Source organism: Sphingomonas sp. Leaf62 (assembly GCF_001421915.1).
In the GTDB taxonomy this organism is placed as follows: Bacteria; Pseudomonadota; Alphaproteobacteria; order Sphingomonadales; family Sphingomonadaceae; genus Sphingomonas.
On sequence record NZ_LMLN01000030.1, the window covers coordinates 351603 to 376906 of the forward strand.

Consider the following 25304-nt stretch of genomic DNA (forward strand, 5'->3'; position numbering starts at 1 on the left):
TGCGCGGAAGTTGACACCGACGCGCGGTCAGCGAGGAAAGCCATGGGTACGATCCGGCGTGCGACGTTGCAGGATATCGATCGCATCGTACCGTTGTTCGACGCGTATCGGCAGTTCTACGAGCAGGAAAGCGATGTCGATGGCGCGCGCGCTTTCCTGATCGAGCGGATCGAGCGGGCGCAATCGGTGATTTTGCTCGCCGACGACGATTCCGGCTTCGCGCAACTATATCCGAGTTTCTCGTCGGTGCGGCTGCGGCCGACCATGATCCTGAACGACCTGTTCGTCCGGCCCGAATTGCGCAGCCACGGGATCGGGGCGGCGTTGTTGCATGGTGCCTGCGAGGTCGCGCGCGAGTCCGGCGCGGCGCGGATATCGCTGGCGACCGCCGTCGACAACAGCGCGGCACATGCGCTGTATGTGCGGGCAGGATGGGCGCGCGACGCGCAGTTCCATACCTATGCGATTGCGATCGGGTGAGTTGACGGTCGAAAGAGCGGGGATCGGGGTAACGCAGGGTCGGGTTTGTAGGACAGCCGCTTCGATGTTGCTCTCGTCATGGCCTGTCACCGCCGCAACGCGATCCAGCCGAGCCACAGCCAGCCGATCATCATCGCCAACCCGCCCAGCGGCGTGATCGGTCCCAGCACCCCGCGCGGGCCGCCCAGCGCCATCGCGTAGAGCGAACCGCCGAACAAAAGCCCGCCTGCGACGAAAAGCCAGCCCGGCCCGCGCGCGCCGAGGTTCAGCGCGACAAGCGCGGCGATGGCGTGAGCGAGTTGATACTGGCCTCCGGTCTTCAACCAGTCGACTGCCGGCCCCGACGCGCTATGGGCACCGAACGCACCGGCCGCGACGGCCATCGCGCCCGACAGGGCGGCGGCGAGGAGAAGAAGGTTCATGGGCGGCTCCGGGCGGTAATGATCGTTGGCTACCTTGGCGGAATAGCCATCGGGAGCCGGAAGTTGTTCCCTGCATCACGCCATTACTCGCAACGCCGCCAATCCGTACACCCGGCAGCAACCGCAGGAACAGGCCCGGCGCGGCGACGGACGGCAAGCGAGGCAGTTTGCCGAAGCTTTGCCGTTGCAGCGTTCATGGCATGAGGGGATGGTGGAAGGTCGTCGACGCGCGCACGACAGGCACGTCGCCCAATACCCCCTACCCGCGCACGATCCGCAGATAGGCGTCCAGTACCGCCTGATTGGCGCGGTCCCATTCATATTCCTTGGCGTCCTCATGGCCCGCCAGTCCCATGTGCCAGCGCATATTGGCGTCCTCGCACAGCCGGGCGATCGCATCGGCATAGGCCGGGACGTCGCGCGGCGGCACGAGGAAGCCGGTGCGCCGGTCGTCGACCAGCCCGACCGCACCCGACGCACGCGCGGCAACGACGGGAACCCCGGCGGCCATCGCTTCCAGCGTGACGTTGCCGAACGTTTCGGTGATCGAGGGGTTGAAGAACACGTCCATCGACGCGACGGCACGGCCAAGATCGTCGCCCGCCTGAAACCCGGCGAACACGGCATGCGGCACGCGTTCGGCGAACCAGTCGCGCGCGGGGCCTTCGCCGATTACGAGAATGCGATGCTTGACGCCGCGTCGTTGCAATTCGGTGGCGACGTCCGAAAAGACATCGAGCCCTTTTTCCAGAACCAGCCGCCCGAGGAAGCTGACCGCGACCTCGTCGTCGCCGATGCCGATCGAGCGCCGCCAGTCGACATCGCGCATCGCCGGATTGAAGCGGTGATGATCCACCCCGCGCGACCAGATACCGACCGGGCGGGTCACGCCCCATTCGTGCAACAGCTCCGCCATGCCGCGACCGGGCACCATCACCTGGTCGGCGCGGTTGTAGAAGCGTTTCGACACGCCGCGCGCAACGGGTTCGAGAAAGCCGATGCCATAATATTGCGGGTAGGTTTCGAAGCGGGTGTGGAGCGAGGCGAGCGTCGCGACCCCCTGCTTCCGGGCCCAGCTGAGCGCACGGTGACCGAGAATGTCGGGGGCCGAAACATGGACGATATTGGGCCGGAACCCTTCAAGGTCGGCGCGGGTCTTCGTGGTCAGCCCGCGGGCCAGCTTATATTCACCGCGCCCGCCGGGCATGCCATAGGCGGGCACGCTGACCAGATCGCCGGTCGGCGGGAATGCCGGATTGGCGACGGTCGGCGAATAGACGCGAAGCGTGACGTCGCGGTCGAGCAGATGCCGGGCGAGCCGGTTCAGCGCCTGGTTCGCGCCGTCGCGGACATAATTATAGTTTCCGCTGAACATCGCCACGCGGAGTTGGGAAGCCTTCATCCGTGGCCCATAGCGCGCACGCGCGCATCACGCCACCGGAACGCATTGCGCCTATGGACGGTTGACCGGGCCGACGACAGGAGTGGCCAGATGAGCGACAGTTACAAGACGGGTGCCAAGGTATCATGGTCGTGGGGCAACGGCACCGCCGAGGGCAAGGTCGAGGAACGGTTCGAACGGCGGGTGCAGCGGACGATCAAGGGCACGAAGATCACGAAGAACGGGACCAAGGAGAACCCCGCCTATCTGATCGAACAGGAAGACGGGGCCAAGGTGCTCAAGCGCGGCAGCGAACTGGACTAGGACCAATCGACATTCAGCGATAACCACCGAATTTCGTCATTCCCGCGAAGGCGGGAACCCATAGACGCCGACGGTTTGACCGGATTCGCGACGCTGGCGTATATGGATTCCCGCCTGCGCGGGAGTGACGAACGGGATGGAACGCTATTCCTGCGCTCAGCGAACTGAATGTCGATCCCGCCTAAGTCCGTCCCCCGGCGGGAGCGGTGCTGCGCGGCGATTCCCCTCCTCGTGCGGAAGAGGTCTCTTGGGATATTCCCCTTTCGTTCCGCTTCTGTTAGGGCGCTGCCATGGCAAAACCCCAGAAGCGCTATGTCTGTCAGCAATGCGGATCGATTTCGTCCAAATGGGCGGGGCAATGTGCCGATTGCGGCGACTGGAACACGCTGGTCGAGGATGCCGGGGCGGTCGTTACCCCGTTTTCGGCGCGACATAACCTGCAAAGCGGCGGCAGGCCGATCCTGTTGTCCGGCCTCGATACCGACATCGCGCTACCCGATCGGCTGACGACCGGGATCGCCGAACTCGATCGCGCGCTCGGCGGCGGCTTCGTCGAGGGGTCGGCGACGCTGATCGGCGGCGATCCGGGTATCGGCAAGTCGACGCTGTTGTTGCAGGCGGCGGCGAAGCTGGCGCTGGCGGGCAAGGGCGTGGCCTATGTCTCGGGCGAGGAAGCGTCCGATCAGGTACGGTTGCGCGCGCGGCGGCTGGGGTTGGGTAATGCGCCGGTGCAACTGGCGGCGGCGACGTCGGTGCGCGATATCCTGACGACGTTCGGCGGGGCGGCGGCACCTGATCTGCTCATCATCGATTCGATCCAGACGATGCACAGCGACCTGATCGAAGGTGCGCCGGGCACCGTCAGCCAGGTGCGGGCATCCTCGGGCGAACTGATCCGCTTCGCCAAGGAACGCGGCACGGCGGTGGTGCTGGTCGGCCATGTGACCAAGGACGGGTCGATCGCCGGTCCGCGCGTGCTCGAACACATGGTCGACACGGTGCTGGCGTTCGAGGGCGAGCGCAGCCACCAGTATCGCATCCTGCGCGCGGTCAAGAACCGCTTCGGCGGCACCGACGAAATCGGCGTCTTCGCGATGGAAAGCGAGGGATTGTCCGAAATCTCTAACCCTTCGTCGCTGTTCCTGACCAGCCGTGACGAGAATGTCACCGGCACCGTGGTGTTCCCGGCGCTGGAGGGCACGCGGCCGGTACTGGTCGAGGTGCAGGCGCTGACGGTGCGACTGGCGTCGGGGGCCACGCCGAGGCGCGCAGTGGTCGGGTGGGATTCGGGCCGGCTGGCGATGATCCTCGCCGTGCTGGAGGCGCGGTGCGGCTTGGCGTTCGCGACCGCCGAAGTCTATCTCAACATCGCCGGCGGGTATCGGGTGACCGACCCGGCGGCCGATCTGGCGGTGGCGGCGGCGCTGGTCTCGGCATTGTCGGAGCGGCCGGTGCCGTCGGATGCGATCGTGTTCGGCGAAATCGCGCTGTCGGGCGAGGTTCGGCCGGTGGCGCATGGCGCGCTGCGGTTGAAGGAGGCCGGAAAGCTCGGCTTCGGTCGGGCGCTGGTGCCGTCGTCACAGAGCGCCGATGGCGGCGCGGTGAAGCTGTCGGGGTTCAAGGACCTGCCGCGCTTCGTCGATTACATGCTGGGACGGTAAGCGCGTTTCCGTGCGGATTACGCACGCAGCCGTAGCCTGCGGCCTGCTGACTTCAAACTCGTCCGCTTGTCCTACGTAGCTGTTAAGCTTGCCGAAACAGCGTATCGAAGAACGGATGTCGGCCAAGTGCTTCGATACGGGTCTTCGACTTCGCTCCGACCCATGTGATCACGCTATAGCCCCGACCCAAATGAAAACGGCCCGGACAGTCGCCTGTCCGGGCCGAATCGCGCAACGTAAGCGATGCGATCAGTTGTTGCCGACGAACGGGGTCGAGGCGACGATGCGCGGCTGGTCGACAAACAGCGTCCAGAAGGTCGCTATTTCGCCGCGCGGGCCGGCGGTCACCTTGGCGAACGATGCCTTGGCTTCGGCGGCGTTGCCCGAACGGGCCTGCGCGATGCCGATGCGCGTGTTCACTTCGTCGGCATCGACGCCGCCCTTCTGCAGCGCCAGCTGGTACAGCTCGATCGCCTTGGCATTGTTGCCCGTCGCCAGATAGACGTTGCCGGCAGCGGCCGCCGCGCGGCCATTGGCACCCGACTTGGCACGGGTTTCGAGCACGGTGACCGAACCATCGGCCTTGATCTGGGTCTGCGCGGTCGTCTTGATACCGTTGAACACCGCTGCCGATGCCGGGATCTTGCCCAGCGCCCGACCTTCGTCGATCAGCGTGACGGTTTCATAGGGCAGACCGATGTCCTGCGTGACCTGCGTATATTCGCGATAGTCGTTCTGGTCGGCCAGCGACTTGGTATCGCGCATCAGGCGCAGCACGTCGACGCGCGCCTGATTGCCGAGCGTCGCACCGTTGTTGTCGGCGCGGTCGCGGAACAGGATCAGCACCTTGCGCCAATTCGCCTGCGTCGGATATTCGGTCAGCTGACGACGCGCCCACTGGCCGGCTTCGGCCGAACGCTTCGACTTGTACAGCTGCGAGATCATATAGTCGTACCACTGCGACGGCACCGGCTGACCGGCGGCCTTCTTCGCGGCGATGACCTTTTCCATGTTCTGGACGCCGGCATCAATATTGCCGCCCTGAATCTCGATCTGGGCAAGGCGCAGGTCGAGATCGGGGTCCTTATAGCCCGCCTGCTGCGCGCGCTGGAAGAACTGCTTGGCAACGTCGCCCTGCTTGGCGTCGAGCGCGAGGATGCCGCGGTTGAAATACAGGCCACCGCGATCTTCCGGCTTCAGCTTCGGGCTGGCCAGCAATTCATCGATCGCAGCGGCGAGCGCCGGACGATCATTCTTGCCCTGCGCGGCCTGCACCTTGGTCTGGGCGAGGAAATAGGCCTCGTCCTGATTGCCGGCGGTCATCGCGGCCTGCGCGGCGGCGATCTGCGTGTCGGCGGTGGCGAAGTCCTTCGCCTTGATCGCCGCATCGGCCGCCAGTACCGCGACGCGGAATGCCTCGCCGACCTGGATCTGCGGCGTGGCCGGCGCTTCTTCCTTCTTGCGCTTCTGGGCATCGGCCGGCGGGGCGACGACCAGGGTTGCACCCAGGCCGAGCATGGCGGCGAGGGCAGCCTTGGAAACGAACGTCATGCCGTGATCTCTCCCGAAAACTGGTGCCGGAACAACGCCCGGCAGGCGCCGCTCCTCTAGGTCCTACGGCGCATCCGCACAAGCGGTCGCGCGCGTCGTCCGTTGCCGGACACCGCGTGAACGCGCGTTGAACGGTTCGGCTCCCTGCCGCCCTTTGACGGCGGCTTTGCAGGCGGATAGGCGGCGGCGATGATCGCGATCCTCTCCCCCGCCAAGACGCTCGATTACGACAGCCCCCTGCCCGCCTTGCCGCAGCACAGCATGCCGCGCCTGCCCGATCAGACCGGTCAGATCGCGCGGGGCGCGGCGCGGCTGGGGGCCGCGAGGCTGGCGACGCTGATGAAGATTTCGCCCAAGCTGGCCGAATTGAACGCCGGCCGCTATCGCGCCTTCGCCGATGCGCCCGAACGACCGGCGATGCTGGCCTTTGCCGGCGACGTCTATACCGGCTTCGACGCCAAGTCGCTGGAAGAACCGGGGTTCGCGTTCGCGCAGGACCATGTGCGGATCCTGTCGGGACTGTACGGACTGTTGCGGCCGCTCGACGTGATCCGGCCCTATCGGCTGGAAATGGGCACGCGCTGGGCACCGGGAAGGGCGAGCGACCTCTACGGGTTCTGGGGCACGCGGATCGCGGCGCTGCTGGCCGACGATGTGGCGGCAAGCGGGGATGCGGTGGTGCTGAACCTCGCCAGCCAGGAATATTGGCATGCGGTCGCGGGGAAGCTGCCGGACGGGGTTCGCGTGATCGACGTCGACTTCCGCGAGAACGGTCCGGACGGGCCGCGCTTCGTCAGTTTCCACGCCAAGAAAGCGCGGGGGATGATGGCGCGGTGGATGTGCGAGCACCGCGTGACCGATGTCGATGCGATGCAAGGGTTCGACAGCGACGGCTATCGCTTTGCCGATGCCGGGGGCGATCGCTGGACGTTCGTGCGCGGTTAGGTGAACAGCGACATAATCGCGAGGACGACCGACGACCCTGCAAGCGGGCCGATGAACATCACCAGCAGGAAGACCGCGATCGTGCCGATCATCACCCGTTCCTGCGGCGGGCTGAGCCGTGCGGGCGGCCGGGGCGGTTCGTAGCCATCGGGCGGTGGTGGCCACGCGTTGGAGTCGTAGAACATCGCCCCTACCCCTCAACGGCGCGCCGCGACGACGATCGCAGCACTCGACAACAGGATCGCCGAAACCAGCGCCCCGATCGACAGCAAACCCACCGGCGTGACCGACACCTCTGCCTTCAACCGCAGCTTGCGGCCGGCGCGCAGCGTCAGGGCGGCGTGATTCGGATGGGTCATCCGCCTCACAACGCTGAAGTCGCGATTGTTATCCCCGGGGATGGCAAGCGTTGGGGAGAAACCGCGCCTACTTCCCGCGCATTCGGGGAAGACGTGCGGCCGTTACGGCTGCGGATCCCCGCCGGTGCGGGGACGACGTCGATGTGGAAAAGGCGCCCCCGCTACGTGGCGGGGGCGCTCCCTCTCCTACCTCTTACGCCAGTTCGCGCGCCTTCGGGGCGGCGTCGCGAACGCCGGCGTCGACCGCGTCGGCGAACTGCGCGAAATTTTGGTTGAACAGGTCGACCAGCCTGGCAGCCGTGCGGTCATAGGCATCGCCATCGGCCCAGGTCGAGCGCGGGTCGAGGATCGCGGCGTCGACGCCCGGCACCGAAACCGGCACCTCGAACCCGAAATTGGGATCGGTGCGGAATTCGCCATCGGCCAGCGACCCGTCGAGCGCGGCGTTGAGCAGCGCGCGCGTCGCCTTGATCGGCATGCGGCGGCCTTCGCCATATTGGCCGCCGGTCCAGCCGGTGTTGACCAGCCAACATGCGACATTGCCCTTGGCGATGCGCTCCTTCAGCAGATTGCCATAGACCGACGGGTGGCGCGGCATGAACGGCGCACCGAAGCAGGTTGAAAAGACCGGTTCCGGCTCGGTCACGCCGATTTCGGTGCCCGCGACCTTCGACGTATAGCCCGACAGGAAGTGATACATCGCCTGATCGGGGGTCAACCGTGCGATCGGCGGCAGGATGCCGAACGCGTCGGCGGTCAGCATCACCACGTTGCGCGGCGTCGGCCCCATATTGTCGGCCGACGCATTGGGGATGCAGTCGATCGGATAGGCCGCGCGCGAGTTTTCGGCAATGCTCGGATCGTCGAGGTCGAGCGTGCGGGTGTCGGGGTCCATCACCACGTTCTCAAGAACGGTGCCGAAGCGCTTGGTCGTCGCGAAGATTTCCGGTTCGGCCTCTGCCGACAGGCGGATCATCTTGGCATAGCAACCGCCTTCGAAATTGAAGACCGCGGTGTCCGACCAGCCATGTTCGTCGTCGCCGATCAGCGTGCGGCTGGCATCGGCCGACAACGTCGTCTTGCCGGTGCCCGACAGGCCGAAGAACACCGCCGTGTCGCCGTTCGGACCGATATTGGCGGAACAGTGCATTGGCATCGTGCCGGTTTCGGGCAGCAGGAAGTTGAGCAGGCCGAACACCGACTTCTTCATTTCGCCGGCATATTGCGTGCCGCCGATCAGGATCAGCTTCTCCGTCATGCTGACCGCGATCACCGTCTCGCTGCGGCAACCGTGACGCTCGGGATCGGCGCGGAAGGTCGGCAGGTCGATGATCGTGAAGTCGGGCACGAACCCGGCAAGGTCGGCGACGTCGGGACGCACCAGCATCGTGCGGATGAACAGGTTATGCCACGCCAGCGTGTTGATGACGCGAACCTTCACCCGGTGTTCGGGCTGCGATCCGCCATACAGGTCCTGCACGAACAGCGTCGGTTCGGTGGTCAGCTGTTCGAGGAAGTCCGCTTTCAGCGCCGCGAAATGTTCGGGCTGCATCGCGCGGTTGGTCTTGCCCCACCACACCGTCTCCTCGGTGATGGCGTCGCGGACCATGAACTTGTCCTGCGGGCTGCGGCCAGTATGCCGGCCGGTCGTCACGACCAGCGGACCGTCCTTTGCCAACCGCCCCTCGCCACGGGCCACCGCCTGTTCGACAAGCTGCGGGGTCTGCAGATTCCAGTGCACATCGGCCCCGGTCTCGATCTCCATCGCAGCCAGTCCGTATTCCGGCGTCACGATCGCCATGCTGCCATTCTCCCTGTCGAATCACCGGCGGCGAACGCCCTGTCCATCGCCTCGCTATGTGTTCGCTATGCTTCCCCTATGCTTGCGATCGCCGTTCGTCAAACGCGTTAAACATCATTTTCGACGTAACGTTGATTACCGCCGATCGAACCGGGACGGCTGCTGTTCTTTGTCAATTATATGACTATTTGAGATGGACGGGGGCATTGAGCCGAACGCCCCTTTCCCGTAACCCTGCCGATGATGCAGACGGACCCGATGCAATGACCGCGACGATCGCCCTGGTCGATGACGACCGCAACATTCTGACCTCCGTCTCGATCGCGTTGCAGACCGAGGGGTTCGTCACGCGCGTCTATTCGGACGGCGAGGTGGCGTTGAAGGCGTTCGCCGAGAACCCGCCCGATCTTGCGGTGCTCGACATCAAGATGCCGCGGATGGACGGCCTCGAACTGCTCCGCCGGTTGCGCGAGCGCAGCCGGCTGCCGGTCATCTTCCTGACCAGCAAGGACGACGAGCTGGACGAGGCGCTGGGTCTCGCCATGGGTGCCGACGATTACATCGCGAAGCCATTTTCGCAGCGGCTGCTGATCGCGCGCATTCGCGCCATCCTGCGCCGTGCCGAACCGGCCCAGCCGGGGGAGGCGGGCAGTGCCGAGGGGACGCAACCGGTGCTGGAGCGCGGACGGCTGGCGATGGACCCGGCGCGGCACAAGGTGACGTGGCACGGCGAGAACGTGACACTGACCGTCACCGAATTCCTGATCCTCGAAACGCTTGCCAGCCGTCCGGGTATCGTCAAGACCCGCAACCAGTTGATGGACGCCGCCTATCAGGACGACATCTATGTCGACGACCGCACCATCGACAGCCACATCAAACGGTTGCGCCGCAAGTTTCGGCAGGTCGACAAGGAATTCGACGCAATCGAGACACTATATGGCGCAGGGTACCGGTTCGCCGACGATTAGGACGGGGAGCACAGGCGCGCGCCGCCTGCCCAGCCACTCCGCCGTACCCCCGCGCAGGCGGGGGTCCAGAGCCAGGCGGAACAACGGTCGGCGGGTGGAACGCTGGACCCCCGCCTGCGCGGGGGTACGGCTGCGGCATGTAGGAATGCCGAATGCCCGACGCTGACCCCATCGACCGTCCGCCCAACGAAGGCGCCCTGTCGCTGCGCTGGTCGGGGCGGGTGTCGCTCACCCCGCGCATCCTGTTCGTCAACATCTTCGCGCTCGCGCTGCTGGCGGGCGGGTTCTTCTATCTCGACAGCTATCGTGCGCGCATCGTCGACGGCCGGGTGGCGCAGGCCGAACGCGAAGTGCGGTTGATCGCCGAGGCGCTGACATTGTTGTCGCCCGACGAGCGCACCGACGAAATGGTCAATTTCGCGCGCAAATCAGGGCTGCGGCTCCGCATTTACGACCGGCGGGGGCGGCTGGTCGCCGACAGCCGGCAACTGGGCGTGCGCAATTTCCAGCTGCGCGATCCCGACAAGGATGGCTGGCAGCAGGATGCGGCGCGCGCGCTCGACGCGGTGATCGATACCGTGGTCCGCAACGATCGCGACCCGCTGTACCGCGAACGCGCGCCGGGTCGCGGCCTGCGCTGGCCCGATGTGGTGACGGTCCGCACCACCGGCGGCACCGCCGCGACGGTGTGGCGCGCGCCCGACCGGACGCCGGTCGTCACCGCCGCCGCGCCCCTGCCCGAGGACCGGGTACTGATGGCGACGGTCAATGCCCGCGACATCACCCAGACGGTGCGGACCGAACGCGCGCGGCTGAGCATGGTTCTCGCGGTCGCGGTGCTGCTGTCGGTGCTGCTGTCGCTGTTCCTCGCGCGCACCATCGTCCGCCCGATGCGGATGCTGGCGCGCGCCGCGATCCGGGTGCGGCTGGGCCGCGACCGGGAGGTCGTGGTGCCGCGCCTGCCCAGCCGCCGCGACGAGATCGGCATGCTCGCCCGCTCGCTGTCCGACATGACCGCGGCACTGCGCAGCCGGATCGATGCGACCGAAGCCTTTGCCGCCGACGTCACCCATGAGCTGAAGAATCCGCTCGCCTCGCTGCGGTCGGCGGTCGACGGGCTGGCGACGGTCAGGGACCCCGATCTGCGCGACCAGTTGCTGGCGATCGTGCATGACGACGTTCACCGGCTCGACCGCCTCATCACCGATATCTCCGATGCCTCGCGGCTCGATGGGCAATTGGCGCGGGCGAAGTTCGAGGATGTCGATCTGGCGGCGCTGATCGCGGCGCTGGTCGCGTACCGTGTCGATCGCGGGATCGACCGCGACGTGACGCTCGACTTCGATCGTGGCGACGTCGGTCCGCTGGTCGTGCACGGCGAGGGTGCCCGGCTGGAACGGGTGTTCGCCAATCTGATCGACAACGCCATTTCCTTCTCCCCGCCCGGCGGCGCGGTGCGGATCGGCGGCGGAAACGACGGTGATCTGGTCGAGATCGAGATCGTCGACGACGGTCCCGGCGTGCCGCCCGAACAGCGCGAGGCGGTGTTCCGCCGGTTCCATTCGGTCCGCCCCGGCGGCGAGGCGTTCGGCCAGCATTCCGGCCTCGGCCTTGCCATCGCCCGGACCATCGTCGAAGGGCATGGCGGTATGATCGCCGCCGAATCACGCCGGGACAGCCGCGACGGCGCGCGCTTCGTCGTACATCTGCCGATCGCCGGCGAATGACCGAACCGCCGATCCACGCCGGCTGCGTCGCGATCCGCGGCGTCGGCGTGCTGATCGCCGGCCCGTCTGGATCAGGCAAATCGGACCTCGCGCTCAGGCTGATCGAGCGCGGCGGGGTACTGGTCAGCGACGATTACACCCTGCTCCATGTCGAAGCCGGCGTGCTGCACGCGACCGCGCCCGCCACCATCGCCGGCCGTATCGAGGTGCGTGGGCTGGGCATCGTCGATCGCCCGACCATCGCCAGCATCCCCGTCGCGCTGTTCGTCGAGGCCGGCACCCCCGATCGCCTGCCCGAACCCATGACGCGGACACTCGCCGGCATCGCCATCCCCGCCTACAGACTGGCGTTGCTCGAAGCCTCGGCACCCGCCAAGATCGACCTAATGCTTGACAGGATTCTCCGATGATGCGCCATGCCGATATCCTGCTCGTCACCGGCATGTCGGGTGCGGGCAAATCGACGGTGCTCAAGACGCTGGAGGACAGCGGCTGGGATATCGTCGACAATCTGCCGTTGCGCCTGCTCGGCAACCTGATCGCTGCCAGCCCCGCCGATGCCGAACGGCCGCTGGCGATCGGCATCGGCACCCGGACGCGGGGCTTCGACGCACAACAGATCGTCGACCGCATTCGCGACCGCCCCAATCTCGGCGTCAGCGTGTTGTTCCTCGACAGCAGCCAGGCCGAGCTGGAGCGCCGCTACAACGAAACGCGCCGCCGCCATCCCCTTGCCACCGATCGCACCGCCGCCGACGGGATCGAGTCCGAGCGCGCGGTGCTCGAACCGCTGCGCGCCTTTGCGAACCGGCTGCTCGACACCACCCATTTCTCGCGCAACGCGCTGGCGGAATGGGTGCGCGAGACGTTCGCCGCGCCGGGCAGCGCCGATCCGGTGTTGTCGGTATATTCGTTCGGCTTCGCGCGCGGTGCGCCACGCAACGCCGATATCGTGCTCGACATGCGCTTCCTGCGCAACCCGCACTGGGACCCGGTGCTGCGGCCCGGCACCGGCCTCGACGCCGATGTTGCCGCCTATGTGCAGGCCGATCCCGCCTATGACGCCGCCATCGCTTCGTTCGAAACGATGCTGGCGACGCTGCTGCCGCGCTACAAGGCGGAGGGCAAATCCTATGTCACCATCGCTTTCGGCTGTACCGGCGGGAGACACCGGTCGGTCCATGTCGCCGAACGCATGGGGGCATGGTTGCGCGAGCAGGGTTTTTCGCCCACGATAGAACATCGCGATCTCGGCACCGCGCCGCAGGACTCGCTGGAAGGCGCACGGCGCGCGCCATGACGGATGTAGGAACGACGACGAACATGATCGGGTTGGTTTTGGTGACGCATGGTCGTCTTGCCCAGGAGTTCGTCGTTGCGATGGAGCATGTCGTCGGCCCGCAGGAGCGGATCGAGACGGTGTGTATCGGTCCCGACGACGATATGGAGGAACGCCGCGCCGACATCGCGACCGCGATCGCCGCGGTCGATGCCGGGCAGGGCGTGATCGTGCTGACCGACCTGTTCGGTGGTACGCCCAGCAACCTTGCGATCTCGCTGATGGAAACCGGCCGGATCGAGGTGATCGCCGGGATCAACCTGCCGATGCTGATCCGGCTGGGTGGCGCGCGCAAGGCGATGAAGGTCGCCGAAGCGGTCGCCGCCGCGCGCGAAGCCGGCCGCAAATATATATCGGTCGCCAGCGAGGTTCTGGGAGAAGCAGCGGCATGACAACCTCGCGCACCGTGCAGATCACCAACCGTCGCGGCCTCCACGCCCGCGCCTCCGCCAAATTCGTGACGATGGCCGCCGCGCAACCGATCGAGGTCAGCGTCGAAAAGGACGGATCGAGCGTCACCGGCACCTCGATCATGGGCCTGATGATGCTGGGCGCCGCCAAGGGCGACCATATCACGATCAGCGCGAGCGGCGACGGTGCCGAGGCGGTGGTCGGACAACTCGCGCAACTGGTCGAGGATCGCTTCGGCGAGGATTGAGCCGCGCCGCTTTCCCTTCGTCGTTACCCCGGACTTGATCCGCGGCGACGACGTATTTGGGACCACCGTCCTGCTTCCCAAATTTTTAGGGGTGGTCCCACCCCTGCCCCGGCCATAGGTCCCGCCGCATGACAATGCCGGACCATCCGGGCCTCGCCGCCCTGACCGACAAGGAAAAGCATACGCTGCGCCTGATCGTGCGCGGCCATGATGCGAAGTCGGTCGCGGTGACGCTCGGCCTGTCGGTCCACACCATCAACGAGCGGCTGCGCGACGCACGGCGCAAGCTGGCGGTGTCGAGCAGTCGCGAGGCGGCGCGGATGCTGTTCGAGGCCGAGGGCGCGACCCCCGAAAATCTGGGGGACATGAGAAACGGGGACGACGGAAGCCGCCGCACCACCGATGTCGCTTCCACGCCGGACGACGGCGCGGGGCCGGCACGTCGCCTGGCCCGGTTTCTGATCGGAGCGATCGTCATGACCCTTGCCCTCGGCCTGCTGGCCTTCACCCTGTTGCCCGCGACGTTGCAGGTGCCGGCACCGCCGCCCGCGACCGCACCGGCGACGCCCGCGCCCGATGCGGCGCGCACCTTCCTCGAACTGGTCGATCAGGGGCGCTGGACCGACACCTACCGCCGGTTCGGCGTTGCCTTCCGCAAGCTGAATACGGAGCAGGTCTGGACCAATGTCTCGGAAAAGGTTCGTACTCCGCTCGGCCCGGTCGTGTCGCGGACGCTGATTGGACAGGAATATGTTCCTGCCCCGCCCTATGGCTACCAATCGGTCAAATTCCGCACCCGCTTCGCCAAGGGCGGTGAGCAGGTGGAGACAGTGATGCTCGATCAGGAAGATACCGAATGGAAGGTCGTCGGCATCACCATCGGCTAGAGACACGCCGCCCCGGACCCGATCCGGGGCAGAGCACAACTTACCCCCGCAACCGCCGCTCTTCCTCCACCAGATAATCGCGGGTCAGCGGCAATGCCCAGCGGTCGCGGGTCAGCTGCACCTGATAATTGACCATGCCGCCATGGCGGAACGCCGCTGCCGCGCCGGCGAGGTAGAAGGTCCACATGCGGTAGAATTTCTCGTCGTACAGGTCGACGATCGCATCCTTCGCCGCCACCGTGCGCGCATACCAGTGATCAATGGTATGCGCATAATGTACGCGCAGCACCTCGATATCGCTCGCGATCAGCTTGGTGCCCTCATAACCGCGCACGATCTCCGACAGTGCCGGGTTGTAGCCGCCGGGGAAGATATATTTGGTCGTGAAGGTGTCGGTGACGCCCGGCACGCCCATCCGGCCGATGGTATGGACCAGCATCACGCCGTCGTCGGTCAACAATTCGCGGCACTTGCGGAAGAAGGTGCCATATTGCGGCGGGCCGACATGTTCGAACATGCCGACCGACACGATCCGGTCGAACCGGCCGGTCACGTCGCGATAATCGATCAGCTCGAACTTCACCTTGTCGGCGACGCCGGCGGCTTCGGCGCGACGGCGGGCGACCTTGATCTGCTCTTCGGACAGGGTGACGCCCAGCACCTCGGCCCCGGTCTTTTCGTGCAGATACAGCGCCATCCCGCCCCAGCCGCAGCCGATGTCGAGCACGCGCATCCCTGGCCTTATCGCCAGTTTCGCGGCGATATGCGCCTTCTTGTCGGCCTGCGCCTGTTCGAGGCCATGGTCGGCATCGGTGAAATAGGCACAGCTATATTGCAGGTCGGTGTCGAGGAAGAGCGCGTAGAGCCGGTCCGACAGGTCGTAATGGTGCGCGACGTTTCGTTTCGACCGCCGCGCCATGTTCACCCGGTCGATCCGGTGCCGGACGGCATCGAACAGGCGGATCGGCAGCGACGGCCGCAACCCGCCGCCCCGGCCCCATGGCGTGTTGCCGGTCAGCAATTCGACCAGATCGCGAATGTCGCCGCGATCGATGACCAGTTCGCCGTCCATGAACGCCTCCGCCGCGCCCAAGGCCGGATGGCGGACGATGCGGCCGGCGACGCCCGGCCTGGTGAAGCGGATCGCGACATCGGGAAAGGCCGGATCGGGGGTACCGAAATGGACGATACGGCCATCGGCGTGGGTCAGGGAAAGCGTGCCGCGACGAACCGTGCGGGCGAGAAACGTGTCGATCAGTGCCATGAACGGCCCGTTAGGGACCGAATGTGGCAAGTCATGGGCGAACCGTGACAATCGTCCCCGCTCCGGGGAGGATATCGGGACTGGACTGCGCCTTCGCCGATTCCGGGAGGATTTGCTTGGGGCGGACGTTCCGCTACACGCCCGCCATGCTTTCCCGCCTGCGCGATCGCCCATGGACCACCGCGCTGCTGATCGGCGTGGCGGCGCAATTGCTGTTCGCCTGGGCGCTGGGGCGGCCGGGCAAGCTGTCGTTCGACGAAGTCCATTACGTCCCCGCCGCGCGAACGCTGCTGACGCTCGCCTATCCCGCCAATCCCGAACATCCGCTGGTGGCCAAGGAACTGATCGCGGCCGGCATCCTGCTGCTCGGCGACAATCCATGGGGCTGGCGGATCATGGGGACTCTGGCGGGCACGGCGACGGTGCTCGGCGTCTTCGCCATCCTGCAACTGCTGTTCCGGCGGACGCATGTTTCCGCGTTCGGTGCGGCGCTCGCGATGCTGAACCAAACGCTGCTGGTCGAGGCGCGGACGGCGATGCTGGAGGTGTATCTCGGCGCGTTCGTCACGCTCGGCATCGCCGCGCTCCTCTGGTCGATGCGCGGGCAGCCGGCGCTGCGGCTGACGCTGGCGGCGTTGCTGTTCGGGCTGGCGGTCGGGGTGAAATGGGCGGCGGTGCCCTATGTCGCGGGGGCCGGACTGCTGCTGATCTGGGGCAAGACCGGCAAGCGCGATTACTGGCCGGGCCTGCCGCTGATCGCCGCGCTGGCGATCCTCGGCGCGGTCAGCATCGCCACCTATTTCGCGACCTTCGCTCCGGCGTTCTTTTATGCGTCCGAGCCGCTGACCCTTGCTCGGCTCCTGCCGTTCCAATGGGACATGTACGAACGCCAGACACAGGTGCTGGCGGCGCATCCCTATCAATCGAGCTGGTGGACCTGGCCGCTGCTCGCCCGGCCGATCTGGTATTTCTACGAACCCGATGCGGGGGTGCAGCGCGGCGTGCTGCTGCTCGGCAATCCGGCGATCATGTGGGGCGGGTTGCTGGCCGTCGCGGTGTGCCTGCGGACCGGATGGAAGCGGCGGGCACCGGCCTTGTTCGGCATCGGGCTGTTGTGGGTCGGATCGCTGGCGGTATGGGCGGTGATCCCCAAATCGCTCGGCTTCTATTATTACTACCACCTGTCGAGCATCTGGCTCTGCCTCGCGCTTGCCGCCGCCTTCCACGCCCATGCCAGGGGTCGCCTCGCCCGCGCCGACGAATGGTTCGCGCTGCCGGCGATCATGCTGTTCGTCTATTTCTATCCCATCCTTTCCGCCGCTCCGCTGTCGGGACCGCAGGCGTTCAACCGCTGGATGTGGTTCGACAGCTGGCGCTAGGTCGCCCGCCGCCCATACCGCCCCCACGTAAAGCGCGATGACAGCGCGAAATTCCACACTGCCCCGACCGCGATCCCCGCCAATGCCGGCAGCGCCCAAGCCCCGCCGCGCACGTCATACAGGAACGCCGCCAGCCCGACATTGGCGACCGCCCCCACCGAACACACCGCGCAGAACGACAGCCATCCGTTGAGCAATGACCGCACCCCGCGCAGCCGCCGGTCGCGATAGGTCAAATGGTTGTTCAGAAAGAAGTTGAACGTCATCGCCACCATCGTCGCAACGATCGTCGCCATGACGAACCCGCCGCCCAGTTCGAGGAACAGTCCCAGCGCCGCGAGATGCACGATCGCCCCCGCCGCGCCGATCGCGGAGAACATGACGAACCGCACCGGCACCACCCGCCCGAACATCCGGTCGTACAGCGCGATCAGATATTCGAGCGCGACGACGTGGTCGAGCTTGCTCTCCCCCACCGCGCGCGTGCGGAACACATAGGGCAGTTCGACGAAGCGCAGCGGCACCGGCGCGGCAGTCAGAATGTCGAGCAGGATCTTGAACCCGATCCCGGACAGGCGCGGCGCGACGCCCCGCACCACATCGCTGCGGATCATGAAGAAACCGCTCATCGGATCGGACAGATCGGCCTTCAGCACCCGCCGCGACAGCCGGGCGGCCAGCGCCGATTTGGCGACGCGATCGGCATCCCACGCGCCCGTCCCGCCCCCGTCGACGAACCGCGATCCGATCACCAGATCGATCGCCCGATCACCCGCCAGCGCCGCCGCCATGCGCGGCAACAATGCCTCGTCATGTTGCAGGTCGCCATCGATCACCGCGACCAGCGGCGCGGCGGTGGCGCACATCCCCTCGATACAGGCCGTCGACAGCCCGCGCCGACCGATCCGTTGCAGCACGCGGATGCGCGGGTCGCTGCCGGCGATCGCCCGCACGACATCGGCGGTGCCGTCGGGGCTGTCGTCGTCGACGAAGATCGCCTCCCACGCATACCCAGCCAGTGCCGTGTCGAGCGCCGCGACCAGCAACGGCACGTTGCCGCGCTCGTTGAAGACGGGCACGACGATGGCAAGGTCGAGCGGGGTCATATCCCCCTTACCGTACCCCCGCGCAGGCGGGGGTCCAGAGCCACAGTCGATGCCGTTCGTTACCCTGGATCCCCGCCTGCGCGGGGATACGATAGCGCGTGAAAATCACAACGCCGCCAGCACCGCGTCCGTCATCTCCCCGGTCGTCGCCGTCCCACCCAGATCGGGCGTCCGATGCCCCGCGACCAGCGCCGCCGTCACCGCTGCCTCGATCCGGTCGGCAGCCTCGGCCTCCCCAAGCGAATGGCGCAGCATCATCGCCGCCGACAGGATCGTCGCCAGCGGGTTCGCCTTGCCCTGCCCCGCGATATCGGGCGCGGAGCCATGGATCGGCTCGTACAGCCCCTTCTTGTCCTGATTGATCGCCGCCGACGGCAGCATCCCGATCGATCCGGCGCACATGCTCGCCTGATCCGACAGGATATCGCCGAACAGGTTGCCGGTGACGATCACGTCGAACTGCCCGGGATTGCGCACCAGCTGCATCGCGGCATTGTCGACATACATATGGGTCAGCGCGACATCGGGATAATCGGCCGACACCTCGATCACCACGTCGCGCCACAATTGCGAGGTTTCGAGGACGTTCGCCTTGTCGACCGAACACAGCCGGTGGTTGCGGGTCCGTGCGGTGTCGAATGCGACGCGGGCGATGCGTTCGACCTCGGCCTCGTCATAGCGCATCAGGTCATGACCCTCGCGCAGGCCATCGGCGGTCGTGCCGCGCCCCTTGTCGCCGAAATAAACGTCGCCGGTCAGCTCGCGCACGATCACCATGTCGATCGCGGCGGCGACTTCGGGACGCAGCGCAGAGGCATCCTCCAGCCCCGCGAACAGCTTGGCCGGGCGCAGATTGGCGAACAGCCCCAATGCCTTGCGCAGGCCGAGGATCGCCTGTTCAGGGCGATGCTCGCGCGCGACATTGTCGAATTCCGGGTCGCCGACCGCACCAAACAGGACCGCATCGGCACGCTTCGCCAGATCGAGCGTCGCTGGCGGCAGCGGATGGCCATGCGCACGATAGGCCGCACCACCAACCGGTGCTTCCTCGAACGTCAGACCCAGATCGAGCGCATCGAGCACCCGCCGCGCCGCCGCCACCACTTCCGGTCCGATCCCGTCGCCGGGCAGTATCGCGATCAAGGCCATTGCATCATTCCCGTTTCGCGCACGAACATTGCGCGGCTCCATCGGCAAAAGCCCCTGCCCCAAGCCGGGCGGGTCACGCAACCGTCCTTTTCAGTCGCTCGACCATCCGTTCCCGCGCCGCCAGCACGTCCTGCCCCCGTCCGCCCAGCAGGTCGCGGGTCAGGAAATGACCCGACAGTGCCAGCCCCTCGAACGCCGCGTCCCAGCTTGCCGGCCCGCCCTCCGCCAGAAAGGCGGGCAGTGCCAGCAACCGATGCTCCAGCCCGACCGCCGACGCGCGCGATACCGCGCCGCCGCTCCTGGGGCTGACATGGGTCAGGTCGTCGCGCGCGCCGGTCGCGACACATTCGTCGAGCGCCAGTCCGAATCCCAGCTCGGACAGGATCAGCAACTCGGTCCGCACCAGCGCCCCGATCCAGTCGCGTGCCGCCGGCGCCGCCGCGATCGCCGCCAGCAGCCCGTCGAGCGCGGCATGGATGCGCGGATAGGCCTGCGCCTCGGGCAAAGCATAGGCGGCCAGCGCACACATCCAGTCGATCGCCGCCGCCGGCACCGGTTCGGCGAACAGCGGCGCGCGGCTCTCGATCAGTTCGACGGTCAGCGCCGCCAACTGCGTATCGGTCCGCGCCCGCCAGTCGCCGCGGATCAGATTGCCCGGCTGCAACACCGGCCGGATCGCCCGGCTCCGCCCGCCGCGCACATAGCCGGGCTGGACGCCCGCCTCCGCAGTCAAGGCGCGAACGACCGCGCCATGCTCGCCATGCGCGCGCGACGAGAGCAGGATGGCGGTGGTGTTCAGGTGCATGGGGTGGTTTTAGCGGGAATTGGCAAATACACCGATCCGCGCCCTCAATTTCCGTTCGTTGGTTCCAGTAGCACATCCGCGCTGGCGACCGGCGGCAGATTCTCGACGGTACGATCCCGCCGAACGCGAAATCGGCCGCTGCCATAGCCTGAACCACTGCCCGTAGTTTCTACGGTGTAAATCGTTCCGACGCGAAGCGGCTTCGCTGCCACTCCGGGCGGAAGAAACGGCTTTCCTGTCAGTGTCTGGCCATACAGGATCGGGAACTGGTTCCAGCACTCACCAACATCAGTATTTTTCGACCAAACGACACCGTTTTTAATGAGTTGAAGATCATCCTCTTGGTTAGGAATGGCCGCCGGTCCGGTTTCGGCTGAAACCATGATACTCCTTATACAATCAGCGTTTCGCTGGGACGCCGGGTCGACGACGAACGCGAGCCTTCCGGCGGTCACTACGGCTCGGAGATCATATGCGTAGGAACATCCCGTAAGCGATAGGAGCAGGACAGAACAAACGCTCCACTGTCCATGACGGGTCAAAGCGGTCTGCTCCCTGCAGATTTGAACGAGGCACTCAATTCAAAACCATCACGTGCAGCGTACACGTCGCTCCGAGACTTTCCTACCGAGTCTGAAGCGGGATATCGTGCGCTGGTTCTTCTGTATTGTCGATCCCCACGCAGCGTTTCGCTCCGAAAGCCTGCACAACCAGCGAGTTGCGCGAGTGTGACTTTTGTGACCTTTGGCCCGCGCTACCCCCGCCGAACCCTCGAAATCATCGGCCCGACCACCGGCCACTCCCGCGCCCGCTTCACCCGCTCGACTGCCCCATCGAATACCTGCAACGTCCGCACCGTCGCGCGATTGGCCCGACTGTCGCGCAACAACAGCAAGTCCACACACGCCGTCCCAGCCGTAGCGAATTGCCGCTTATGCTGCCCTTCCCCCTCGGTGAAATCGAACCGCAGCGCCGCCGGCTCCGCAAACAACGTCCGGAACGCCTCCAGATGCAACACGCTGCCCGGCGACCATTCCCCCCATGACGGATCATGCCCGACATACTCGTACCGCACATCGCCGCCCGTCATTGGGCAATAGAGATAGGCAATCGGCGTGCCGCCCACGAACAGCAACCAGCCGAACGCCTCGCCCCGCGCGCCCTTGCCCTGCATCACCGCGCGAAACGGAATGTCGCCCGGCAATCCCGCGCCGAGCAGCTTTTCCTGATAGGTCCGCGCCGCGACCGTCCGCGCCAGCCCGTGAAACTCGGCCAGTTCCTGCGCGGTGCGATAGGTCCGTACGCCGAGCGTGCCGTCGTTCGCCTCGGCCAGCTTCTTGCGCTTGCGCTTCAAACTCGACCGGGCGTTGCCCGACAGCCCAGCAAACCATGCGTCGAACCCGATCGTCAGGTCGGTGTGATAGCGGGTATATTGCTGCCGGACGAACACGATCCCGGCATTCGGCACGACCGCCGGCATCAACGGTTCGGGCAGCGAAGTCACCGACCAGCCATCCGCCCCCTTGGGCAGCGGCGGCAGCACCGGCACCGCCCCCGCCAGCACGTCGCGTAGTTCCATCGGCACCCGCACCAGCCGCCGCCGCACCGAAAACAGCGTCCGCGCCCCGATCTGGAACCTGATCGGCCAGGGCTGGACCGGCGTCATGCCGCGCGTTCCTCGATCAGGTTCGACCAGAGCTGTTCGACCTGCCGCCGCCGCGTCCTGAACGCGCTGGCCGGCAGCGGCCGGTCGTCCTGCCCCAGCCGCAGCGCCGGACGGTCGCGGAAATGGGTCGTCGGCAGGCGATCGGCATCGGCGGCCAGCGTGCGGCACAAGGTTTCGAACCGGCGGACATGAACGCGGTTGGCTCGCGTGCCCGCTCGATTGGCGAGTTCGAAACCGTGGCTGACGATCGTCACCGCCGCATGATCGTTGGCGCCAGCATGGGTTAATGCCGCGCGCATTTCGGCGGCCGACAGCGCACAGATCTGAAAATGCCGCCGCCCGCCGCCGGGCATCGCGATCGTCGTCACCGGCACTTCGATCAGCCCGCGATGCTCGACCGGCGCGATCCGATCGGGCGACAGCGCGATCATGCTCGGCCATGGATGGTGCGCGCCATTATGGCTGCTGTCATAGGCAAAGCCGAGCGCCGCCAGCGCATCGAGCGTCACGTCATTGGCGCTATAGCTGCCCGCACGGAACGCGACCGGAACGGGCGCACCGGCGGCCCGCAACAGGTCGCGCGCCTCGCCCAGCAAGTCCTGCTGCGCCTGTCGCGACAGGTCGACCAGTTCGAACACATGCGCGCGCCGCCGGTCCGCCAGCGCCGCCCGCGCCCAATTGGGGTGGAGGTGCAGTTGCACCTCCTGCCCCGCCGACAGGATCGCCTCGACGGTCGGCGCGATCGCCGCCATGCCATAGAGCCGAGCGGGCAGCGGATCGACGAAGAAACATGCCTTCAACCCATGCACCCGCAGCCGTTCGAGCTGCCACGTCACCCCGACCCCGGCGGGTTCGAGCGAGCGCTGCACCACCGTGTCGGCCGGCAGACCGGCGGCATGGTGCCGCCACATCAATTCGGTATCGATCGTCAGGAAGACGGGGGTCGTCATGGTCCTGTCCTGCCCGCTGCGCGTAAACAACCGGTGAAACACCGGCCGCCTTCGACGAGGTCGGGACGTATCATACTAACCGGTCGGCGGCGAACCGGCCCAGTCATTCCATTCGGTGATCGCCGCGGCGCTTTCCGACCGCTGCACCGCCCGACCGGCCTCCTCGGTCGCGCGTGCCAGCGCCGCGTGACAGGTGGCCGCCACGTCGACCCCTGCCCTCCGCGCGCGGGCCAGCAACGCCGCGTCGATCGCGACCGGTTCAGCGGCTGTGGAAATAGTCATAGACCCCCTGCGCCATCGCCTTGCTGACCCCCGGCGCCTTTTGCAGATCGGCAAGGCTGGCGTTACGCACCGCCCGCGCCGTACCGAAATGCATCAGCAGCGCCTTTTTCCGCGCCGGCCCGATGCCGGGCACCTCGTCGAGCGGGCTGACGCCGATCGCCTTCGATCGCTTGTCGCGATGCGCGCCGATCACGAAGCGGTGGACCTCGTCGCGCAGCCGCTGCAGATAGAACAGCACCGGCGAATTGACCGGCAGCGTCAGTTCGCGCCCGTCCATCAGGTGGAACACCTCGCGCCCGTCACGGCCATGATGCGGCCCCTTCGCCACGCCGACCATGCACACATCCTCGATGCCCAGATCCTCCAGCACCGCCTTCGCCGCGCTCAACTGCCCCTTGCCGCCATCGATCAGCACGAGGTCGGGCCAGCCATTGCCGTCGCGATCGGTCTCGCGATCGGGATTCTCCTCCTGCGCACGGGCGAAGCGGCGGGTCAGCACCTCCTTCATCATCGCGAAGTCGTCGTTGGTCTGCGCCTGCTTGATGTTGAACTTGCGATACTGGCCCTTGCGGAACCCCTCCGGCCCGGCGACGACCATCGCCCCCAGCGCGTTGGTCCCCTGGATATGGCTGTTGTCATAGACCTCGATCCGGTCAGGCGGACCTTCCAGTTCGAACAGGTCGGCAACCTCGCGCAGCAGCCGCGCCTGCGTCGTCGACTCCGCATTGCGCCGCTGCAGGGCTTCGTCGGCATTGCGCTTCGCCTGATCAAGCAGCCGCCGCCGGACGCCGCGCTGCGGCACCGACAGCGCAACCTTGAACCCGGCCCGCTCGGCCATCGCCTCGGCCAGCACCTCGCCCTCCGCGAGTTCGCGATCGACGAAGACGTTGCGCGGCGGCGGCACCTCCTCGTAAAACTGCATCAGGAACGCCGACAGCACCTCGTCCTCGGGCACCTCGTTGGTATGCGCGGGGAAGAAGCTGCGATGCCCCCAATTCTGCCCGCCCCGGATGAAGAATGCCTGGATGCCGATCACCCCCTCCAGACACGCCATCGCGAAGACGTCGGCATCACCGACCCCGTCCGCGTTGATCGCCTGACTGCCCTGGATGAAGGTCAGCGCCTTCAGCCGGTCGCGCAGCACCGCAGCGAGTTCGAAATCCATCGCCTCCGCCGCCGCCTGCATCTGCACGCCCAGCTTCGCCTGCACCTTGGTCGACTTGCCGCCGAGAAAGTCCTTCGCGTCGCCGATCAGCTCGGCATAGGCCGCCTTATCGATCCGCCCGACGCACGGCGCCGAACAGCGCTTGATCTGGTACAGCAGGCACGGCCGGTCGCGCGTCTTGAAGAAACCATCGGTGCACGACCTGAGCAGGAACAGCTTTTGCAACGCGTTCAGCGTCTGCGTCACCGAACCGGCGCTGGCAAAGGGACCGTAATAATCGCCCTTCGCCCGCCGCGCACCACGATGCTTCTGAATGCGCGGAAAGTCGTGATCGGCGCGCAGCAGGATGAACGGGAACGACTTGTCGTCGCGCAGCAGCACGTTGTACGGCGGGCGATAGCGTTTGATGAGCTGCGCTTCGAGCAGCAGCGCCTCCGCCTCGTTGTTCGTCGTGACGATCGTCATCGACCGCGTCTGCGCGACCATGCGCTGCAACCGCTTCGTCAGCCGCGACACCTGCGTATAGTTGGCGACGCGGTTCTTCAGCGCCCGCGCCTTGCCGACATACAACACCTCGCCGCGCGCATCCTGCATCCGGTACACGCCCGGCCGCACCGGCAGCGTCGCCAGCACGTTGCGGATCGCGGCGACGCCGGCATCGATATCCGGCGCGTCCGACCCGCGCACGGTGAAGCTGGCCTTGTCCTCGTTGAAGCGATTGGGGGCGTTGGGTGTTTCCGACATTATGCCCGATTTAGGGTCCAGACCCACAACTGCCAATGGTCGTGATCGCCGGGAGAAGCCCGCCGGCAAGGAGCGCAGCGCAGTCGCGTAGCTCTCCGCTACGCGCAAGCAAGCGACGCCGTCCGGCGGGCTTCTCCCGGCGACCGCTGCACGGCGGGCCTATTTTGGCGTCACGCGGCGTCGCGCGTCGGTCACGATGCTGCAGCATCGCTCGCTCCTTGCTCCTGGCCTGACGCCAAAATAGGCTCCGTCCCGACCGTTGTCAGTTATGGGCCTGGACCCCCAGGA

27 protein-coding genes are annotated in these 25304 nt (G+C 66.4%); 12 read left to right on the plus strand and 15 right to left on the minus strand.

Annotated features, from left to right (window positions below; all coding sequences use genetic code 11):
• Positions 1-42: 42 nt before the first annotated feature.
• A complete protein-coding gene (locus ASE91_RS16945) occupies positions 43-480 on the plus strand; it encodes a GNAT family N-acetyltransferase (protein ID WP_056000036.1) in 438 nt (145 codons plus the stop codon).
• Between the two features lie 86 nt (positions 481-566).
• Here the strand turns inward: ASE91_RS16945 and ASE91_RS16950 are convergent, their stop codons facing one another.
• Both ASE91_RS16950 and ASE91_RS16955 read right to left on the minus strand, forming a co-directional pair.
• Positions 567-902 carry a DUF423 domain-containing protein gene (locus ASE91_RS16950; protein ID WP_056000038.1) on the minus strand — a complete coding sequence of 112 codons (336 nt, stop codon included), beginning with the start codon at positions 900-902 and terminating at the stop codon, positions 567-569.
• A gap of 259 nt (positions 903-1161) precedes the next feature.
• Positions 1162-2304 (minus strand): glycosyltransferase family 4 protein, encoded by a 1143-nt coding sequence (locus ASE91_RS16955; protein ID WP_056000041.1) that lies wholly within the window; start codon positions 2302-2304, stop codon positions 1162-1164.
• 90 nt (positions 2305-2394) lie between these two features.
• Between ASE91_RS16955 and ASE91_RS16960 the strand changes: the two genes are divergently transcribed.
• Positions 2395-2607, plus strand: coding sequence for a DUF2945 domain-containing protein (locus ASE91_RS16960; protein WP_056000044.1), 213 nt, complete (start codon positions 2395-2397; stop codon positions 2605-2607).
• A 290-nt stretch (positions 2608-2897) separates the two neighbouring features.
• Positions 2898-4268, plus strand: coding sequence for a DNA repair protein RadA (gene radA / locus ASE91_RS16965; protein ID WP_056628297.1), 1371 nt, complete (start codon positions 2898-2900; stop codon positions 4266-4268).
• A gap of 249 nt (positions 4269-4517) precedes the next feature.
• Here the strand turns inward: radA and ASE91_RS16970 are convergent, their stop codons facing one another.
• Positions 4518-5819: a hypothetical protein gene (locus tag ASE91_RS16970; protein WP_056628300.1), complete on the minus strand. Its 1302-nt coding sequence runs from the start codon at positions 5817-5819 to the stop codon at positions 4518-4520.
• A gap of 189 nt (positions 5820-6008) precedes the next feature.
• Between ASE91_RS16970 and yaaA the strand changes: the two genes are divergently transcribed.
• Positions 6009-6764, plus strand: a complete 756-nt coding sequence (gene yaaA, locus ASE91_RS16975) for a peroxide stress protein YaaA (protein WP_056000053.1) — start codon at positions 6009-6011, stop codon at positions 6762-6764.
• On the opposite strand, the gene ASE91_RS16980 is transcribed toward yaaA, so the two are convergent.
• From ASE91_RS16980 to ASE91_RS16985, 3 genes are all read right to left on the minus strand, one after another.
• Positions 6761-6949 carry a hypothetical protein gene (locus ASE91_RS16980; protein ID WP_056000056.1) on the minus strand — a complete coding sequence of 63 codons (189 nt, stop codon included), beginning with the start codon at positions 6947-6949 and terminating at the stop codon, positions 6761-6763. The two genes, yaaA and ASE91_RS16980, sit on opposite strands and share 4 nt — an antisense overlap.
• Before the next feature lie 12 nt (positions 6950-6961).
• Positions 6962-7123 carry a hypothetical protein gene (locus ASE91_RS19780; RefSeq protein ID WP_156357896.1) on the minus strand — a complete coding sequence of 54 codons (162 nt, stop codon included), beginning with the start codon at positions 7121-7123 and terminating at the stop codon, positions 6962-6964.
• Between the two features lie 193 nt (positions 7124-7316).
• Entirely contained in the window at positions 7317-8924 is a 1608-nt protein-coding gene (locus tag ASE91_RS16985; protein WP_056628303.1) for a phosphoenolpyruvate carboxykinase, read from the minus strand.
• A gap of 263 nt (positions 8925-9187) precedes the next feature.
• Here ASE91_RS16985 and ASE91_RS16990 point away from each other — a divergent pair, with 263 nt between their 5' ends.
• From ASE91_RS16990 to ASE91_RS17020, 7 genes are all read left to right on the plus strand, one after another.
• Positions 9188-9895, plus strand: coding sequence for a response regulator transcription factor (locus ASE91_RS16990; RefSeq protein WP_056000064.1), 708 nt, complete (start codon positions 9188-9190; stop codon positions 9893-9895).
• Positions 9896-10047: 152 nt separating this feature from the next.
• Positions 10048-11622 (plus strand): sensor histidine kinase, encoded by a 1575-nt coding sequence (locus ASE91_RS16995; protein WP_056628304.1) that lies wholly within the window; start codon positions 10048-10050, stop codon positions 11620-11622.
• The gene (locus ASE91_RS17000) at positions 11619-12032 is read left to right on the plus strand and encodes an HPr kinase/phosphorylase (protein WP_056628306.1); all 414 of its coding nucleotides are present in this window, start codon (positions 11619-11621) and stop codon (positions 12030-12032) included. The genes ASE91_RS16995 and ASE91_RS17000 overlap by 4 nt, the downstream gene beginning before the upstream one ends.
• On the plus strand, positions 12029-12922 hold the full coding sequence (gene rapZ / locus ASE91_RS17005; protein WP_443024555.1) for an RNase adapter RapZ: 894 nt from the start codon (positions 12029-12031) through the stop codon (positions 12920-12922). The genes ASE91_RS17000 and rapZ overlap by 4 nt, the downstream gene beginning before the upstream one ends.
• Positions 12923-12945: 23 nt before the next feature.
• The gene (locus ASE91_RS17010) at positions 12946-13353 is read left to right on the plus strand and encodes a PTS sugar transporter subunit IIA (protein ID WP_056000233.1); all 408 of its coding nucleotides are present in this window, start codon (positions 12946-12948) and stop codon (positions 13351-13353) included.
• Positions 13350-13619 carry an HPr family phosphocarrier protein gene (locus tag ASE91_RS17015; RefSeq protein WP_056000078.1) on the plus strand — a complete coding sequence of 90 codons (270 nt, stop codon included), beginning with the start codon at positions 13350-13352 and terminating at the stop codon, positions 13617-13619. The genes ASE91_RS17010 and ASE91_RS17015 overlap by 4 nt, the downstream gene beginning before the upstream one ends.
• 128 nt (positions 13620-13747) lie before the next feature.
• Complete coding sequence (locus ASE91_RS17020) at positions 13748-14506, plus strand: helix-turn-helix domain-containing protein (RefSeq protein WP_056628308.1); 759 nt, start codon at positions 13748-13750, stop codon at positions 14504-14506.
• A gap of 40 nt (positions 14507-14546) precedes the next feature.
• Here ASE91_RS17020 and ASE91_RS17025 read toward each other — a convergent pair whose 3' ends face one another.
• Complete coding sequence (locus ASE91_RS17025; RefSeq protein WP_056628310.1) at positions 14547-15770, minus strand: SAM-dependent methyltransferase; 1224 nt, start codon at positions 15768-15770, stop codon at positions 14547-14549.
• 146 nt (positions 15771-15916) lie between these two features.
• Here ASE91_RS17025 and ASE91_RS17030 point away from each other — a divergent pair, with 146 nt between their 5' ends.
• Positions 15917-17149 carry a phospholipid carrier-dependent glycosyltransferase gene (locus ASE91_RS17030; RefSeq protein ID WP_056628312.1) on the plus strand — a complete coding sequence of 411 codons (1233 nt, stop codon included), beginning with the start codon at positions 15917-15919 and terminating at the stop codon, positions 17147-17149.
• On the opposite strand, the gene ASE91_RS17035 is transcribed toward ASE91_RS17030, so the two are convergent.
• From ASE91_RS17035 to uvrC, 8 genes are all read right to left on the minus strand, one after another.
• A complete protein-coding gene (locus ASE91_RS17035; RefSeq protein WP_056628314.1) occupies positions 17146-18255 on the minus strand; it encodes a glycosyltransferase family 2 protein in 1110 nt (369 codons plus the stop codon). The two genes, ASE91_RS17030 and ASE91_RS17035, sit on opposite strands and share 4 nt — an antisense overlap.
• A 105-nt stretch (positions 18256-18360) precedes the next feature.
• A complete protein-coding gene (gene leuB / locus ASE91_RS17040; protein ID WP_056628317.1) occupies positions 18361-19404 on the minus strand; it encodes a 3-isopropylmalate dehydrogenase in 1044 nt (347 codons plus the stop codon).
• 73 nt (positions 19405-19477) lie between these two features.
• The gene (gene recO, locus ASE91_RS17045) at positions 19478-20209 is read right to left on the minus strand and encodes a DNA repair protein RecO (RefSeq protein ID WP_056628319.1); all 732 of its coding nucleotides are present in this window, start codon (positions 20207-20209) and stop codon (positions 19478-19480) included.
• A 44-nt stretch (positions 20210-20253) separates the two neighbouring features.
• Positions 20254-20592: a hypothetical protein gene (locus ASE91_RS19785; protein WP_156357897.1), complete on the minus strand. Its 339-nt coding sequence runs from the start codon at positions 20590-20592 to the stop codon at positions 20254-20256.
• A 371-nt stretch (positions 20593-20963) separates the two neighbouring features.
• Positions 20964-21875, minus strand: coding sequence for a GNAT family N-acetyltransferase (locus tag ASE91_RS17050; protein WP_082454092.1), 912 nt, complete (start codon positions 21873-21875; stop codon positions 20964-20966).
• The gene (locus ASE91_RS17055) at positions 21872-22825 is read right to left on the minus strand and encodes a polysaccharide deacetylase family protein (RefSeq protein WP_056628324.1); all 954 of its coding nucleotides are present in this window, start codon (positions 22823-22825) and stop codon (positions 21872-21874) included. Before ASE91_RS17055 ends, ASE91_RS17050 begins: the two co-directional genes overlap by 4 nt.
• Positions 22826-22900: 75 nt before the next feature.
• The gene (locus tag ASE91_RS17060; RefSeq protein ID WP_056628327.1) at positions 22901-23107 is read right to left on the minus strand and encodes a type II toxin-antitoxin system CcdA family antitoxin; all 207 of its coding nucleotides are present in this window, start codon (positions 23105-23107) and stop codon (positions 22901-22903) included.
• On the minus strand, positions 23085-25016 hold the full coding sequence (gene uvrC / locus ASE91_RS17065) for an excinuclease ABC subunit UvrC (RefSeq protein WP_056628331.1): 1932 nt from the start codon (positions 25014-25016) through the stop codon (positions 23085-23087). The genes ASE91_RS17060 and uvrC overlap by 23 nt, the downstream gene beginning before the upstream one ends.
• Between the last annotated feature and the right edge of the window lie 288 nt (positions 25017-25304).